General features: G+C 43.7%; 9 protein-coding genes. 3 read left to right on the plus strand and 6 right to left on the minus strand.

The window, feature by feature from the left end:
• Positions 1-45 precede the first annotated feature (45 nt).
• The 3 genes from DBK98_RS22770 to DBK98_RS22780 all read right to left on the minus strand — a co-directional run bounded on the left by DBK98_RS22770 (position 46) and on the right by DBK98_RS22780 (position 6,685).
• On the minus strand, positions 46-3,477 hold the full coding sequence (locus tag DBK98_RS22770; RefSeq protein WP_032537001.1) for a bifunctional proline dehydrogenase/L-glutamate gamma-semialdehyde dehydrogenase: 3,432 nt from the start codon (positions 3,475-3,477) through the stop codon (positions 46-48).
• Positions 3,478-3,722: 245 nt separating this feature from the next.
• The gene (locus DBK98_RS22775; protein WP_005808413.1) at positions 3,723-4,445 is read right to left on the minus strand and encodes a DUF4396 domain-containing protein; all 723 of its coding nucleotides are present in this window, start codon (positions 4,443-4,445) and stop codon (positions 3,723-3,725) included.
• 89 nt (positions 4,446-4,534) lie between these two features.
• Positions 4,535-6,685 carry a DNA topoisomerase 3 gene (locus tag DBK98_RS22780; RefSeq protein WP_032537012.1) on the minus strand — a complete coding sequence of 717 codons (2,151 nt, stop codon included), beginning with the start codon at positions 6,683-6,685 and terminating at the stop codon, positions 4,535-4,537.
• A 124-nt stretch (positions 6,686-6,809) separates the two neighbouring features.
• Between DBK98_RS22780 and DBK98_RS22785 the strand changes: the two genes are divergently transcribed.
• A complete protein-coding gene (locus tag DBK98_RS22785) occupies positions 6,810-8,201 on the plus strand; it encodes an alpha-L-fucosidase (protein WP_005808417.1) in 1,392 nt (463 codons plus the stop codon).
• Positions 8,202-8,330: 129 nt separating this feature from the next.
• On the opposite strand, the gene scpA is transcribed toward DBK98_RS22785, so the two are convergent.
• A complete protein-coding gene (scpA, locus tag DBK98_RS22790; RefSeq protein ID WP_005781369.1) occupies positions 8,331-10,478 on the minus strand; it encodes a methylmalonyl-CoA mutase in 2,148 nt (715 codons plus the stop codon).
• Between the two features lies 1 nt (position 10,479).
• The gene (mutA, locus tag DBK98_RS22795) at positions 10,480-12,378 is read right to left on the minus strand and encodes a methylmalonyl-CoA mutase small subunit (RefSeq protein ID WP_005808421.1); all 1,899 of its coding nucleotides are present in this window, start codon (positions 12,376-12,378) and stop codon (positions 10,480-10,482) included.
• 923 nt (positions 12,379-13,301) lie between these two features.
• Here mutA and DBK98_RS22800 point away from each other — a divergent pair.
• Positions 13,302-14,966: a putative transporter gene (locus DBK98_RS22800; protein ID WP_032536999.1), complete on the plus strand. Its 1,665-nt coding sequence runs from the start codon at positions 13,302-13,304 to the stop codon at positions 14,964-14,966.
• Positions 14,967-15,053: 87 nt separating this feature from the next.
• On the opposite strand, the gene DBK98_RS22805 is transcribed toward DBK98_RS22800, so the two are convergent.
• Complete coding sequence (locus tag DBK98_RS22805) at positions 15,054-15,683, minus strand: AAA family ATPase (protein WP_005781380.1); 630 nt, start codon at positions 15,681-15,683, stop codon at positions 15,054-15,056.
• A gap of 163 nt (positions 15,684-15,846) precedes the next feature.
• On the opposite strand from DBK98_RS22805, the gene DBK98_RS22810 reads away from it, so the two are divergent.
• Complete coding sequence (locus DBK98_RS22810) at positions 15,847-17,199, plus strand: MATE family efflux transporter (RefSeq protein ID WP_005781382.1); 1,353 nt, start codon at positions 15,847-15,849, stop codon at positions 17,197-17,199.
• Positions 17,200-17,212: the final 13 nt, after the last annotated feature.

Raw genomic sequence — 17,212 nt, forward strand, 5'->3', positions numbered from 1 at the left:
GTTTTGTTATCTGCATTTAGATAACAAAACCATGGAGTATTAGTTTTATTCACAGGCAGGTACTTCCGAAATACTTCCGTACCTATGGTATTCAAAAGCAATGCTTTGCTCTTTAATATAATGTATCAACTCTACCCTTCCGTCTTTCACCGGAGGTGCTGTAGCAATATACTTGTCAGTCTGTACAGCTGCTTCGTATATTTTCACGGGTATTTCCGGTGAGCAGGTACGGATACGTTCGTATTCGGAGATACTACTGATAAATGAATCCATTGTCTCCTTCCTCAACCGACAACCTGTGTCTGCCAAAGCTTCGGTACGATCGTCCGATGGGTCATAACTAATGGTAAGTGGAGTTCCACACAACCGGGCAGCATATACTATCATCTCTGCTGTTTCATTCCTGTCATCCGGGAAAAGCCTCAATACCATACTCTTCAGTGGCAAATAACGGAACAAATTCTGTTCACCATAAAGATCATTTATATCCCTCGGCTTTGAAAATTCCTCCTGAAAGGCTTTAGTATAGCTCTGACGATAGTCGGTTTTACTATCAGGTTTATCGGCTATTTTCACAAAGCAACTGCAATAGTTCGGGCCACCAGCTTTCACTCCTCCACCGAAAGCCGAAAGTTTCATCCCGCCAAATGGCTGCCGGTTGACAATAGCCCCTGTTATACCCCGATTGATATACAGATTTCCGGCCATTAACGAATTTTTCCAGATCTTTTGTTCGGTTTCATCCAGACTCTGGAGGCCGGATGTCAAGCCATAATCCAATCCATTCACCAAATCAATTCCTTCCTGTAAATCTTCAATACAAGCCACACTCAACAACGGACCGAACAACTCGGTGCGAAAAGAGTAACTACCCGGCTTCACTCCCCACTTTACAGTAGGAGCCAGTATATATTGCTTCTTATCAATGAATCTTGGCGGCACTAACCAAGTCTCCCCAGGTTCCAGCACTAATGCTTGCAGTAATTTTTCATTTTTATTTGTTATCATAGGCCCCACTACATTGCCCGGATCCCAAACACTCCCTACTTTCAGACTGGTAGCCGCATCAATCAGTTTCTCACGGAAACTCTTATCTTCATAGACCGAACGTTCCACTAACAGCAACGAACAGGCAGAACATTTCTGTCCTGCATTGCCAAAAGCAGAAGAAACAATATTCATAATAGCATGGTCACGATCACCGGAAGCGGTAAGTATAATGGCATTCTTTCCTCCGGTCTCTGCCGAAAGTGGAGTAACCGGAGCTGATTTTGCTATACTACGGGCTGTATCTGTACCACCGGTCAAAATAATATGTTTCACTATCGGAGAAGTGGTAAGCAGCTTCAAAGCCTCCCGATCAGTTATGATCACTTGCAATGCTTCTTTGGGTACTCCCGCATCCCAAAAAGCTTTGGCAAACAACCAAGCCACCGGAGCTGCCACCGTAGCGGGTTTCAGTATAACAGTATTTCCCCCGGCCAGGCCGGCAACAATGCCACCTATGGGAATGGCACAAGGAAAATTCCATGGAGAAATAACCAGTACAGTCCCCTTTGCTGTTAAACTAACATCACCCAACTCCGAAAAAGTTCTCATCGTTGTAGTATAAAAACGTGCATAGTCGATTCCTTCAGATACTTCTACATCTCCTTCAACAACTGTTTTTCCGGTTACTGCACACATACAGCCTATCAAATCTCCCCTCATCTCCGCCAGATTATTGGCAGCAGCATACATTATCTTATGCCGGTCTTCCAATTTGGTTTTTCTCCATCCGGCAGGATCGGCTTCGGCTATAGAAAGTATCCGTTCCACCTGCTCCGCATTGGCCTGTGACATCTCACATATACAAACATCCTCTTCCTGGCAACGATCCAGATATTTATAACGTTTCTCCGTAATTATATTTTCAGTTCCAATTTGCAATGGAATAATTTCGGGCACATCCTCTTTCGACTTTTTCCATTTGGCAAATATCTTCTCCACCCACTCCTGGTTTTGCTTCAGGTCGAAATCTGTATCCGGCTCATTTTCCATTCGGTCTGAAGGCATAGCCGGCGTATAAGGTTTATTCCGATCCTGTACTCGTGGCGAAGTATGAGTCAGATGATCTTTCATCGCATAAGCATCTTCAAACTGTTGAGCCAGAAAGTTCCAGGTATCGGTATTCGGCTTCAAATTGAACGAATGGGTCAGAAAATTATCAGGAGCCGTATTTTCATCCATACGCCGCACCAGATAAGACACTGCATTGAGGAAATGTTCGTCTTTCACAACCGGAGTATAGAGAATCACCCGGTTACCTAACATAGACTGTGCACGCCACAAATGATTGGCCATTCCTTCAAGCATCTCAAACGTCATATAGTCTGATGTACCCAATTTCCGGCTCAACAAATAGGCATATGCTATAGAGAACAGATTATGCGAAGCAACTCCCAAATGAAGCACTTCAGCATTTTCGGGTTGTAAGCCACGCTCCAACAAATGCAAATAATTGGCATCTACTTCCGTCTTTGACGGGCGTACCGGATTAGGCCATCCACGAAGTGAAGAAATAACGGTTTCCATTTCCAGATTACAGCCTTTCACCAGACGCATCTTGATAGGTGCCCCCCCGGATTCTACCCGTGCTTTGGCAAACTCAAGCAACTCAGTCTGAAAATCATAAGCGTCGGGCAAGTATGCCTGAACGACAATACCGGCCGAATAATTTTTAAACTCGGGTTTGCTCAGCACCTCTTTAAACAGACGCATAGTGAAATGTGCATCTTTATACTCCTCCATATCAAGGTTGATAAACTTAGCACGTTTCAGCCCGTCTTCGTCTACATATGGATTATCGATCGCCTTTTGATAAAGAGCAGACATGCGTCTGACCAATTCAGGAAAACTCTCCCGATAATTCAATGCATGTGTCTGAGCATAGATGCCGGAGATTTTAACCGATATATAATTTATATCCGGAGATTCCAAAGCTTCCAGATAATGATGATACCGATGATCAGCCTCTCCATTACCCAAAACCACTTCCCCCAACAAATTGACGTTTTGTCCGATCTTCTCTTTAAAACGAGACGCTAAATGTTCTGTCAGGTTCGGACGCGATTCGTCAATAATCACTTTAGAGGTATCCGTACGCAATCGCTTCTTGATAATAGGGATAGCGATAAAATCAAAATGATGTCCGAAAGCCTGATACACTTTAAAAAGAAAAGTATCCCTTTTATTTAGAAATTCAGGAACTCCATATTCATCTATCAGTGTTTTGATTCGTTTGGCAAGTTTCTTCCGGTCACGTATCTGGGAAGATTCGTCCAGCATTTTCACCAGGAATTTTTTATCTTGAGGACGCTGCACCATTACGGCATATTTATGTTGCTCACGACGCTCTTCACTTGTAATGGTTGCTTCACAGGTATTGTAGAGTTTCAGTACCCATTCGTTTACTTCAGCAATAGTTGGTCTGTCCATAAGAAATCAATGTTAAAGTAATGTATTGAATCAGAAAATAATCTCAACTTACAATTACAGAAACATGGTAGGGCTGAACATAACGGCACGATAGCGATGCAAAGTCTGCAACGCTTGCTGTGAAAACCGGTCAAAAAGCAGATATCGGTCCATAATAGTATAATTTAAGGAGGTGTGTATCTGCAAATATATAGATATTTTCTAAGAATCAATGCTCTTTGGGCTATTTTTCCTGAATCAGAAAATTACATTCCTTTTTTGATACCCGCTTTGATTAACAATGCGTTCACCGGATAGGATAAGATAAAACCAAAAAGCATGGCAATCTGCATCATAAACCAAAATGTCCAGGATGTTTTCTCAAGAGGTGCATCTGTAAAAAGTACAAAAGTAACAACAGCCATCCAACCATACATACCCACCTGCCAGGCTAACAATGAAAAGAAATCGGCCTTAAAGGCACGCGAAACAGCTTTACTAAAAGAGATTTTCTCCATTTCACGGATTGCGGCAAATTGAAAGAAAACGCCTATAACCAATGCTAAAACAAAATCAAGTACCCAGCTGCCTGCTATCAAGCTCCCCCCTATCCGTAGAGGTACCCAGTAAGTAAACCATTCTCCAATAAGATCTGCCAGCGTACAACCCGCCCCGCAATGAAAAGCAGACAAAGTGATGGACTGCCATTTGGGACGCATATCAGGCATGTCCATCTCCATCGGCATTTTCATATCCATCTTCATACTTTCTACGGGAGCCACTTCTACCATGCTATCTTTCCGGATACCAAAAGTATAATAGGCAAACAACGCAAAATAATGTCCCCACAGCCCGGTAAGCACCCAGACTATATTCATTATCTTCATGGATTGTTTGTGAAATATTACGTTAATTGCCAGAATAAGGGCTATGATAAGACCGGCACATACGAAAAAGCAAGATACTGCATTGAAAAACATTGTATTCATAAGGCTCATTATTAATTGATAAGTGGTATTAATAACGAGCCTTTTGCAAAATAGTTCAGTTAAAATTATGTATTAACAAAACAACAAGACTACTCGAAGGCTTTCCGATAAGTGCATCCATTTCTCCATTCGGAACAACCATAAGCAGTTTTACCTTTAATAATCGTTCCTTTTCCGCAAAGCGGACAAAGTTGTCCCACCAAAGAGTCTGCCCCTGTCAGCACATCCGGTTGAGCCGATCCGGTGGCAGGAGACGCATTCTCAGTTGCAGAAATGACTTTCATCTTTTTCTCTTTCGGAGTAGTGAGTTTACGTTCTCGTTTCTTCGGTTCTTTCTTCTTCTTTTCTTCTTCTGCCGTTGCCGCTTCCTGAATAGTGATACGGCGGTTCGTATTATCAGACAGAACACTGTTGACTATTTCGGCTACCATCAACTTTAACTCTTCAAGAAACTGCCGTGCATCATAAGTCTTCTTCTCTATCTCACGTAATTTTTTCTCCCAAATACCCGTCAACTCAGCTGATTTCAACAACTCTTCATGAATCAACTGGATCAATTCCACTCCTGTAGGGGTAGCTATCAGGTTCTTTTTCTCCTTACGGATATAATTACGCTTAAAAAGGGTCTCGATAATAGCTGCGCGGGTAGACGGCCGACCAATACCATTTTCTTTTAACGCATCTCGAAGTTCATCGTTGTCAACCAATTTACCGGCAGTTTCCATCGCACGAAGCAGAGTGGCTTCGGTATAAGGTTTAGGTGGCTGAGTCCATTTCTCATTCAAGTCGGGTAGATGCGGGCCACTTTCTCCTTTCACGAAAACAGGAAGTACATTCTCCTCTTCACCTTCTTTTTCTTCATTCGGATCTTTCACATCTTTGGAAAAGACCACACGCCATCCCGGTTCCAGAATCTGCTTTCCAGTCACCTTGAATTCAATGCCATCTACCTCCCCCATTACAGTCGTGGTAGAGACTTTACAATCAGGATAAAAAACGGCTATAAACCGACGGGCTATCAGATCGAAAACCTTACGTTCCATATCCGTCAGATTTTGCGGATGAACCCCTGTGGGAATAATGGCATGGTGATCGGTTACTTTCGAACTATCAAAAACTTTTTTTGACTTAGGCAATGAAGTTCCGGACAACGGTGCAGTCAGTACTTCGTAATCTTTCAGCCCTTTTAAGATATTCGGACATTTGGGATAAATATCATCACTGAGGAAAGTAGTATCTACACGCGGATAAGTAGTCACTTTCTTTTCATAAAGCGACTGAATCAGTTTCAGGGTCTCGTCAGCAGAATAGGCAAATTTCTTATTGCACTCCACCTGAAGAGAGGTCAAGTCGAACAGACGGGGAGCATACTCTTTCCCATCTTTCTTAACCACAGAAGTTACCACGAAAGGCAGGTTTTTAATACGTTCTACCAATGCCATCCCCTCGTCACGGTTAGCTATCGGGTCAATGCCCCGGTTCTCTGTTCTCTTAGTCTTGCCACCGGCTTTTTCTTCTTCAGCAGCCAACTCTTCATCACTCTTACGAATAAGGGCAGAAAAAGTCGTATCACGGTACATTGTTTTCAGTTCCCAATATTGTTTTGGCTGAAAATTTTCAATATCAAGCTGCCGATTGACAATAAGGGCAAGAGTAGGTGTCTGAACACGTCCGATAGAAAGCACTTGTCGGTTCTGTCCATATTTTACGGTATAAAGCCGCGTAGCATTCATCCCAAGCAGCCAGTCGCCAATGGCTCTGGACATACCTGCCTCGTAAAGCGGTTGAAAATCATCCTGATCTTTTAACTTTGCAAAACCCTCTTTTATAGCCTCTTCGGTCAGCGAAGAAATCCACAAACGTTTTACCGGACACCGCGCTCCGGCTTTCTGCATCACCCACCGCTGAATCAGCTCTCCTTCTTGGCCGGCATCACCACAATTGATAATCTCATCGGCCTGTTGCATCAACCTTTCAATAATACGGAATTGCTTTTCGTAAGTAGGGTTCTCTATCAGTTTGATGCCAAAACGAGGAGGAATCATAGGCAGACTGCCCAAACTCCATGATTTCCATCCGGGAGTATATTCATGGGGTTCTTTCAGGGTACAAAGATGGCCGAACGTCCAGGTTACCTGGTATCCGTTCCCCTCAATATACCCCTCTTTCCGTTCGCGGGCTCCTAATATATCAGCAATATCACGTGCCACAGAGGGCTTTTCGGCAATGCAAACTATCATTTGTTTTTTATTATAATGAGAATTGAGCAGACAAAGATACAAAAAAATAGAAAGGGGGAAGTAGTAATCCATCGCCATTTATTTTGTAGCTTTGCTCTGTACAATCTTTAAAATTTAAAAAGACATGAAAAGCTACAAATTATTATTTGCACTTACCTTACTCTTTGTATTTGCTTTCAATGCGAAAGCACAATATGTCCATGAACGCTCTGACCAATATACACCTCCCGAAGATTCTCTGGTGGTCAGGAAACTCCATCACTGGCAGGACCAGAAGTTCGGAATGCTGATTCACTGGGGATTATATTCCGTTGCCGGAATTGTAGAATCATGGTCCATCTGTTCGGAAGAAGCGGATTGGATACCGCGTGATAGTACCATTGCCTATGAAGATTATAAAAAATGGTACTGGGGATTGAAAGATTCATTCAATCCTACCCGTTTCAACCCGGAACAGTGGGCACAGGCTGCCAAAGCGGCAGGTATGCGTTATGCCATCTTCACCACCAAACATCACGATGGATTCAATATGTTCAACACGGCTTACTCCGATTTTTCAATTTCAAAGGGTCCTTTCAAAACAAATCCCCGGGCAGATGTAGCCAAATATGTGTTTGAAGCTTTTCGCAACAACGACTTAATGGTAGGAGCCTATTTTTCTAAACCGGACTGGCACTCGGAATATTATTGGTGGCCCCGCTACGCTACTCCCCGCCGTACACAGAATTACAATATAGAAAAGAACCCCTGGCGCTGGAATCAATTCAAAGAGTTCACTTACAACCAAATCAGCGAGTTGATGCACAACTACGGTTCTATCGACATTTTATGGTTAGACGGAGGATGGGTAAATAACCCCGGAACCAAATCGGTATTGGACATGGACCGTATATCGCAAATGGCACGAAAAGCACAACCGGGTATTTTATTCGTAGACCGCACCATCCATGGTAAATACGAAAATTATCAGACCCCGGAACAACAAATCCCGGACAAACAACTTCCCTACCCATGGGAGACTTGCATGACACTGGGAGTAGACTGGGGATACACTCCACATGCGGTATTCAAATCACCCACTACAGTGATAGCAAAGTTAATGGAAATCGTAGCTAAAGGCGGAAGTTTACTACTCGGTGTCGGCCCTACCCCTGAAGGAATATTACAAGAAGAAATTGTCAGCCGGTTGGACACTATAGGAGAATGGATGACGAAAAACGGCCCGGCTATCTACAATACCGTTACGACTCCTGACTATCATAGTGAAGGCATCTGGTTTACCATGAACAAAAACAAAAAAACAATGTATGCATTATACAGTGATCCGAAAGCCCGGACTCTTCCTAACTACATAGAATGGGAAAATAATATTCCTGCTAAAGGAAGTGCTGTTTACTGCCTTCAAAACGGTAAAAAAGTAAGATGGGAAATAAAGAACAATCGGGTACGTGTCTATTTACCTCAGAATCTGAAAACAGAGGTGAACGCGCTTGCATTCTCCTTCACCCCCCAATAATAGTCATGCAACCATTTATTCCATAAATAATACGTAGATGATATTGACCGGAATAGAACTAAAATCATAAAGAGGCGGAGTATTGCAATACTCCGCCTCTTCGTTTATCATTTCTCAAAGACTGTTTTTTTATTCTTCATCCATCAGGATTTCCAGAATCTGACAAGCAGCCTTAGCCACCGGAGTACCCGGACCAAAGATCGCAGCTACACCGGCCTTATACAAGAAGTCATAATCCTGGGCAGGAATTACACCACCGGCTATTACTACGATATCTTCACGTCCCAACTTCTTCAATTCTTCAATAATCTGCGGAACCAATGTCTTGTGCCCTGCAGCCAACGAAGAAACTCCGACTACGTGAACATCATTCTCTACCGCTTCACGAGCTGCTTCCGCAGGAGTCTGGAACAACGGTCCCATATCCACGTCGAAACCACAGTCGGCATAACCGGTAGCTACTACCTTGGCACCACGATCGTGACCGTCCTGGCCCATCTTTGCAACCATAATACGAGGTTGACGTCCCTCTTTCTTTGCAAACTTCTCAGTGAGTTCGCAAGCACGCTTAAAGTCAGCGTCGCCTTTGCTTTCTGATGAATACACGCCTGATATAGTTCTAATTATTGCTTTATAACGTCCTACTACTTGTTCGCAAGCATACGAGATTTCACCCAATGTTGCACGAACATGAGCAGCTTCTACAGCTAACTCAAGTAAATTGCCCTTACCGGTTTTGACACATTCGGTAATGGCAGCCAATGCTTTGTCCACCTCAGCTTGGTTACGGCCTTCTTTCAAACGCTTCAGGTTCTCGATCTGCTCTTTACGAACAGCGGTATTGTCAACTTCAAGAATATCAATCGGGTCTTCTTTCTCAAGACGATACTTATTTACACCGACGATAGTCTGTGAACCACTGTCGATACGAGCTTGTGCCCGGGCAGCAGCCTCTTCAATACGCATCTTCGGAATACCGGTTTCGATAGCTTTCGCCATACCGCCCAACTTCTCAATTTCCTGAATATGTTCCCAAGCACTGTGAGCCAGTTCATTAGTTAATGACTCTACATAGTAAGAACCACCCCACGGATCTACGTTCTTGCAAATATAAGTTTCTTCCTGAATATAAATCTGAGTATTACGGGCAATACGGGCAGAAAAGTCTGTCGGCAAAGCAATAGCTTCATCAAGCGCATTGGTGTGCAACGACTGAGTATGTCCCAGCGCAGCAGCCATAGCCTCGATACAAGTACGTCCTACATTGTTAAACGGATCTTGCTCAGTCAATGACCAACCGGAAGTCTGCGAGTGAGTACGCAATGCAAGCGACTTCGGATTCTTCGGATTAAACTGTTTCACGATCTTTGCCCATAACATACGTGCAGCACGCATTTTGGCAATTTCCATAAAATGGTTTGTTCCGATAGCCCAGAAGAAAGAGAGGCGCGGAGCAAAAGCATCGATATCGATACCTGCAGCAACACCGGCACGAAGATACTCCAGACCATCAGCCAACGTATAAGCCAACTCAATATCAGCTGTGGCACCTGCTTCCTGCATGTGATAACCAGAAATGGAGATAGAGTTGAACTTCGGCATCTTCTGTGAAGTATATTCAAAAATATCAGAGATGATCTTCATAGAGAATGCAGGCGGATAAATATAGGTATTACGCACCATAAATTCTTTCAGAATATCATTCTGGATCGTTCCGGCCATCTCTTCAAGTTTGGCTCCCTGTTCTAATCCGGCATTGATATAAAATGCCATAATCGGAAGTACGGCACCATTCATTGTCATAGATACAGACATCTTGTTCAAAGGAATGCCATCAAACAAGACTTTCATATTTTCAAGCGAACAGATAGACACGCCGGCCTTACCAACGTCACCTACCACACGTTCATGGTCAGGGTCATAACCGCGGTGTGTAGCCAAGTCAAAAGCAACCGACAGGCCTTTCTGTCCGGAAGCTAAGTTACGACGATAGAAAGCATTCGACTCTTCAGCTGTAGAGAACCCTGCATACTGGCGGATAGTCCATGGACGAAGGGTATACATCACCGAATACGGACCACGCAAATAAGGAGGAAGACCGGCAGCATAGTCCAGATGTTCCATTCCTTCAAGGTCTTCTTTTGTGTAAACAGGCTTTACGCAGATGTGTTCCGGAGTCTTCCAGTTGGCCTCGATTCCGTTAGCCTTTTGCCATTCTGCACCATTAGCGGGCTGGAATGCTGCGTAGATATCTAAGTTTTTAAAATCTTTTCTCATCTTACTTCAATAATTTAGCGTTGAACTCTTTAAGTGTCTCCAGTACATTTACACGTACATGGATGAAGTTCTCAATACCGGCTGCTTTCAGTTCTTCGGCGCATTCCGGATTTCCGGCAACGATGAACATGGCGCGGCCATTCAAAGCCTGGAAAGCCGGAACAGCATATTGTGCATACTCTTCATCGCTTGAACAGAGCACCACAATATCGGCTTTTGCAGCCATCGCAGCTTCTACGCCTGCTTCAACCGTTTCAAAACCAAGATTATCAACCACCTCATATCCGGCACAAGCCAGGAAATTACAAGAGTATTGTGCGCGTGCCTGCCGCATAGCCAGATTACCGATCGTCAGCATAAATGCTTTCGGACGTTTCCCACTGGCTTCGGTTTCAAGACGCAACGCCTCAAATTGACTTGCCGCACGATCGAAGTTCAATGTAGTAACATCTTTTTCACAAGTATCGTGTCCACCACAACAGCATGTGGCTTCTACCGGCTTCTTATCACCCGCTTTTTCATTGAAATTTGGGAACTGGTTAGTACCCAGCAGAATCTCGCGACGCTGAGCCACAGCTTTATGGCGTGCTTTATTGCTTTCATTCACAGCAGCCTGAACAGTACCGGCTTTCAATGCTGCATAGAAGCCTCCTTCTTCTTCAATGGCAAGGAAGATTTCCCATGCCTGCTTAGCAATAGAGACTGTCAGATTTTCAATGTAGTAAGAACCGGCAGCCGGGTCAATTACTTTATCAAAATGTGATTCTTCTTTCAACAGCAGTTGCTGGTTACGGGCCAGACGTTCGGAAAACTCATCCGGAGTTTCATAGGTCTTGTCAAAAGGAACCACCGTCATTGAATCTACACCACCCAGAGCAGCCGACATTGCCTCAGTTTGTGTACGAAGCAAGTTTACATGAGCATCAAACAGAGTCAGATTAAAAGTAGATGTTTCAGCATGTACCTTCATTTTAGCAGCGCAACGGCATTCTCCGTTAGGTCCTTTATTTTCGCAATCACGCAGACATTCCGGGTTGTAAGAAGCCACTATGTTAGCCCATAACATACGGGCAGCACGGAACTTTGCAATTTCAAGGAAGTAATTAGAACTGATACCGAAATTAAACTTAATCTTTTTGGCTACGATGGCAGCAGGAAGTTCAGCTTCGGTCAACTGACTCATATATTCATTACCCCATGCCAATGCATATCCCAATTCCTGAGAAATATAAGCACCTGCATTGTTCAGTGTCAGGGCATTCACATTCAGTACACGGTATTTAGGCAATTGGGCAGTAGCTTCGATCAGCGCTTTGGCTGTTTGTACCATATCCCCTTTCTCTTTGCCTTTTGTCAGCATTTTATTGAAGAAATCGTAATTGATAGAGCCTTGCAGCTTTGTCAAATCATAGTCTTTCTTTTGAAAATAAGCTACCAGCAAATCAGCCAGTTCTACCACGTGCCCCTGACAAGTAGAAAAATTCAACTCAACACATTCTGCACAAATATCGTTCAACAAAGTCTCAATGTATTCCGCATTGAGTTCTTTAGCCTTCACATGGAAAGAAAGAGAATCGATACCTTTATTCAGAATATCCAGAGCCTTGGCGTTGGCTTCCTTCGGACATTCCACCTTAATCTCCTGGCGAACCAACCACTCATTACTGTTCTTCTTTGTACCTCTTAAATAAGGAAATTCTCCGGGAAGCGCATCGGTTGTTTTCAGTCCTTCCAGGTCTTCCATCCGGTAGAAAGGTTTTACCTTGAATCCTTCGTTTGTCTTCCAAACGAGTTTCTTCTCAAAATCAGCTCCTTTCAGGTCGGCTGTGACCTTCTCCATCCACTTCTCGGTGGAAACAGGAGAAAAATCTGAGAAGAGTTTTTCTTTACTGTCTGCCATAGTTTATTTATTTAAAATTAAAATAAGATTGTTATCTCAATTTATTTCTCTGAATCCTTTATCAAAATGTAAGATTGCGACTTGCAAATATACTGAAATAGTCTAAACCCTACGCTTTTTTTAGGGAAAATTCGCACTACCCACCGCCTCCGTACCACGGCTCTTTCATTTAACCTGCCTTGCTCTCATACAAAAAACACGTTTCGATCTTCCATCTTCCACCTTTCAGAACACATATTACTGATTGTGAGACACATAACTTGGTGGAAGATGCGATTTTTATGCCATTTATCTTCCACCCCTATCTTCCATCTTCCACCCACTGTTTTAGGGGATATTTCAGTGATAACAGACTGTAAAGCAAATGGATACATCCAATTTCTTATCCGTTTATCTCTCTAAAAGCATTTCATTTTCCTTACTATCTTTAGTACAAATGGCCGGATCTTTATCTCAGCCCGGGCATGCGGGCTCATCAGCCCGGGTGTGCGGGCCCATCGGCCCGGGTATGCGGGCTCACCGGCCCGGGTATGCAGGATGGACTAAAGAGTTTTATGACAATGGTTAATCTACTACACTTCTCCGGTAATAGCCGCCCGAATTCTTTCTTAAAAAAGAAATAACGAGAGGCTGCCAAAACTCACCACAGAGGACACAGAGTGACACAGAGGCGATTTTAAGTTGTTGATTATTAACAAAAAGACTCTGTGCTACTCCGTGGTGAAAAAAGTTTCGACACAGCCTCGTGTGCGAATGGAAGGCTTTTTTTAGGGGGAGGGAAGACAAGGGAGGAAGACGGTTGTAAAATGAAAGAGCCGTCCCCCCGCGCTTCCCTTAAAATAAAAGGCAGGCAAATATTTGATTACCTCCGAGGTTATAGCTAATTTTGCACCCGTTTACAAAAAATTATAAACTACTATATTATGGATTGGTTACAAGATTTATTATGGAACCCCAACTCCGTAGCCCACATTGTTTTCCTCTACGCCTTCGTAGTGGCAGCAGGTGTCTATTTGGGAAAAATCAAAATCTTCGGAGTTTCGTTAGGGGTTACTTTTGTTTTGTTTGCCGGCATCCTGATGGGACATTTTGGCTTCACAGGCGATACCCATATCCTACATTTCATCCGTGAATTCGGATTGATATTGTTCGTATTCTGTATCGGTCTCCAAGTGGGGCCTTCTTTCTTTTCTTCATTCAAGAAAGGCGGAATGACCCTGAACATGCTGGCCGTAGGAATTGTGGTCTTAAACATCGCCGTAGCAATGGCACTTTATTTCATTCTGGGAGGCAGAATCGAGCTCCCTATGATGGTGGGTATCCTATACGGCGCAGTCACAAACACCCCGGGGCTCGGTGCCGCACAAGAAGCACTGAATCAATTGAGCTACTCCGGGCCACAGATCGCATTAGGCTATGCCTGTGCTTATCCGTTAGGAGTAGTGGGTATTATAGGCTCCATCATTGCTGTCCGCTACATCTTCCGTATCAATTTCGCCAAAGAAGAAGAAAACTGGAATCAAGAAACTGACGGTACACACCACAAACCACACCTGATGAGCCTGGAAGTGCATAATGAAGCCATCTACGGAAAAACTCTGGGCACAATCAGCAGCTTCCTCGGACGTCCGTTTGTTTGTTCACGCATCCGTAAAGACGGACATGTCAGCATTCCGAATCACAGTACTATTCTGGAACAGAACGACCAATTATTTGTGGTCTGTTCAGAAGAAGACTCAGATGCTATTGTAGCCTTTATCGGACGTGAAGTGCAAGTAGACTGGGAAAAGCAAGATATGCCGATGGTATCCCGTCGTATTCTGGTAACCAAACCGGAAATTAATGGAAAGAAACTTGGTATGTTGAACTTCCGCAGCATGTACAATGTCAACATCACGCGTGTGAACCGTTCGGGTGTCGATCTTTTTGCCAACCCGAATCTGGTACTTCAGGTAGGTGACCGTGTCATGGTGGTAGGCTCCGAAGATGCTGTAGAGCGAGTAGCGAGTGTACTGGGTAATTCACTGAAGCGCCTTAACGAACCGAACATTGTCACATTGTTCGTAGGTATTTTCCTGGGTATCCTTTGCGGCAGCCTTCCCATTGCATTCCCGGGCATGCCGACTCCGGTAAAACTCGGTCTTGCCGGCGGACCATTGGTGGTGGCTATCCTGATAGGACGTTTCGGGCACAAATTACATCTGGTAACCTACACAACTCAAAGTGCCAACCTGATGATACGTGAAATCGGCATTGTTCTTTTCCTTGCCAGTGTGGGCATCGAAGCCGGAGCTAATTTTGTGGATACTGTGATCCATGGAGACGGTCTGCTTTATGTAGGTTGTGGTTTCCTGATTACGATTATCCCTTTGCTGATTATCGGAATTATAGCACGATCATACTATAAAATTAATTATTTCATGCTGATGGGATTGATTGCGGGTAGTAATACAGACCCTCCCGCATTGGCATATTCCAACCAGGCAACCGGTAGCGATGCTCCGGCAGTAGGCTATTCTACAGTATATCCGCTGTCTATGTTCCTCCGTATCCTTGCGGGACAAATGATTTTGTTGTTAATGATGTAACAAATCAAAAATAGCAATGGCCAATTACTGTGTTTTCATGTACACCGTAGTTGGCCATTAACATATTATAGCATGCCCGATTCTGATTTATAAATTTAGTTTTTTAACTATAAACTCTTCTATAAACCTTACCGTTTCATCGATTCCCAATACCGAAGAGTCAATACAAAGATGATAGGTTGCGGCCGCTCCCCAAGTTTTATAACTGTAATAATTATAATATTCGGAGCGTTTCTTATCTGCCTTATTCATTTTTTCCTCAGCAGCTTCTTCGGAAATGCCATGAATACGGCACAAACGCGCCACACGGTCTTCGTGCGAAGCAGAAATGAAAATATTGGCGCAACGGGGATGTTCGCGCAAAATGTAATCGGCACAACGCCCCACGAATACACAAGATTTCTCTGCTGCAAGATGCCGGATGACATCACTCTGAATTTTAAAGAGAGCATCATTACTCAGACAATTGGTACAGGGCATAGCACCATCACTGATAAAAGGAAAACGCATCCCAAACAATCCACCTATAATACCTTGGGAAGCTTTTTCATCCGCTTTCTCAAAAAATTCCCGACAAAGTCCACTCTCCTCTGAAGCCAGATTAATCAGCTCTTTATCATAAAAATCAATGCCTAACCTGGCTGCCAGTTTTTCCCCGATCTCTTTTCCGCCACTGCCCAATTGACGGCCGATATTGATGACATAATTACCGTTCATAGTACATTTGTATATTGGTTCAATAGCAAACATACACATTATTTCCGAAAGAAGGAAATAAATAATGTACCAATATCCGGCACATCGCATTTCTTATCAATTGGTAACTTTTCTTCTTTTCCATAGACGTATCTTTGCATCCGCTAAAAAAAACATAGATTTTATGAAAGACAGTATTGATTTCGGAAACATGGAAATCCCGAGACTGTTCAGGAAGTTGTTGATTCCAACAGTACTCGGAATGGTTTTTTCCGCCATTTTTGTAATTACCGATGGTATCTTTGTCGGTAAAGGAATTGGTAGCGACGCCTTGGCGGCAGTCAATATCACGGCCCCGCTATTTATGATCACCACCGGCATCGGATTGATGTTCGGAGTAGGTGCATCTGTCGTGGCGTCCATCCATTTATCACAAGGCAAACGAAAAGTGGCAAGTATCAATATCACACAGGCACTTGCCTTTTCATCCCTCCTGATCCTGGTATTATCAGCACTTTGCTGCTACTTTGCAGAACCGATAGGACGATTACTCGGCAGTTCGGAACGATTGCTGCCGTTGGTAGTGGAATACATGAACTGGTATGTTCCTTTTCTCGTTTTCTATCTGCTTTTGAGTGCCGGCATGTTTTATATCCGTCTGGACGGATCGCCCAACTATGCTATGATGTGCAATGCCGTGTCAGCCATTATCAATATCGTACTCGATTATATTTTCATCTTCCAATTAGGTTGGGGAATGATGGGAGCTGCCTTTGCCACCAGTTTGGGAACTATGGTCGGCGGATTGATGACTCTTATTTATCTACTCCGTTTTTCCCGCAACGTGGGCATTTATCGTATCAAACTTAGCCGGAAAAGTATGCAGCTTACCTTCCGCAATATCGGCTATATGGTGAGGCTCGGCTCTTCGGCATTCATCAGCGAAGCATCTATAGCCAGTATGATGTTTTTGGGGAATTACGTATTTATCAGCCATTTGGGAGAAAGTGGTGTAGCAGCATTCAGCATCGTGTGTTACTTCTTTCCTATTATCTTTATGGTATACAACGCCATCGCCCAATCGGCACAGCCCATCATCAGTTACAATTTCGGGCAACAGAATCCGGGCAGAGTGGCACGTACCATCCGACTGGCATTGAAAACAGCTTTGGGATGTGGTATTTTATTCTTTACCGCAACTCTTGTATTCAATCACGAAATAGTAGGACTATTCATCGACAAAAGTTACAAAGCGTATGACATTGCAGTAGATGGAATTCCGTATTTTGCAGTCGGTTATCTGTTCTTTGCACTCAACATAGTTGGTATCGGTTATTATCAAAGTATCGAACGTGCCCGGCGAGCCACTGTCATCACCCTTTTCCGGGGAACATTGTTTATGTTGACAGGCTTCCTGCTCCTGCCTCCGATACTGGGAATAAAAGGTATTTGGCTTGCCGTCCCTCTTGCCGAACTGCTGACTTTGCTGCTGATTATTGGAATTTACCTGAAAGACTCTTTCTCCACTCGCCGATGATGCGTATCTTTGC

This window comes from Bacteroides sp. PHL 2737 (genome assembly GCF_004115325.2).
In the GTDB taxonomy this organism is placed as follows: domain Bacteria; phylum Bacteroidota; class Bacteroidia; order Bacteroidales; family Bacteroidaceae; genus Bacteroides; species Bacteroides hominis.

Bases quoted from the DNA above. Each gene is read 5' to 3' on its own strand.
- mutA (WP_005808421.1), bottom strand. From the start codon at position 12,378: ATGGCAGACAGTAAAGAAAAACTCTTCTCAGATTTTTCTCCTGTTTCC.
- DBK98_RS22770 (WP_032537001.1), bottom strand. From the start codon at position 3,477: ATGGACAGACCAACTATTGCTGAAGTAAACGAATGGGTACTGAAACTC.
- DBK98_RS22780 (WP_032537012.1), bottom strand. From the start codon at position 6,685: ATGATAGTTTGCATTGCCGAAAAGCCCTCTGTGGCACGTGATATTGCT.
- DBK98_RS22785 (WP_005808417.1), top strand. From the start codon at position 6,810: ATGAAAAGCTACAAATTATTATTTGCACTTACCTTACTCTTTGTATTT.
- DBK98_RS22800 (WP_032536999.1), top strand. From the start codon at position 13,302: ATGGATTGGTTACAAGATTTATTATGGAACCCCAACTCCGTAGCCCAC.
- DBK98_RS22805 (WP_005781380.1), bottom strand. From the start codon at position 15,683: ATGAACGGTAATTATGTCATCAATATCGGCCGTCAATTGGGCAGTGGC.
- DBK98_RS22775 (WP_005808413.1), bottom strand. From the start codon at position 4,445: ATGAATACAATGTTTTTCAATGCAGTATCTTGCTTTTTCGTATGTGCC.
- DBK98_RS22810 (WP_005781382.1), top strand. From the start codon at position 15,847: ATGAAAGACAGTATTGATTTCGGAAACATGGAAATCCCGAGACTGTTC.
- scpA (WP_005781369.1), bottom strand. From the start codon at position 10,478: ATGAGAAAAGATTTTAAAAACTTAGATATCTACGCAGCATTCCAGCCC.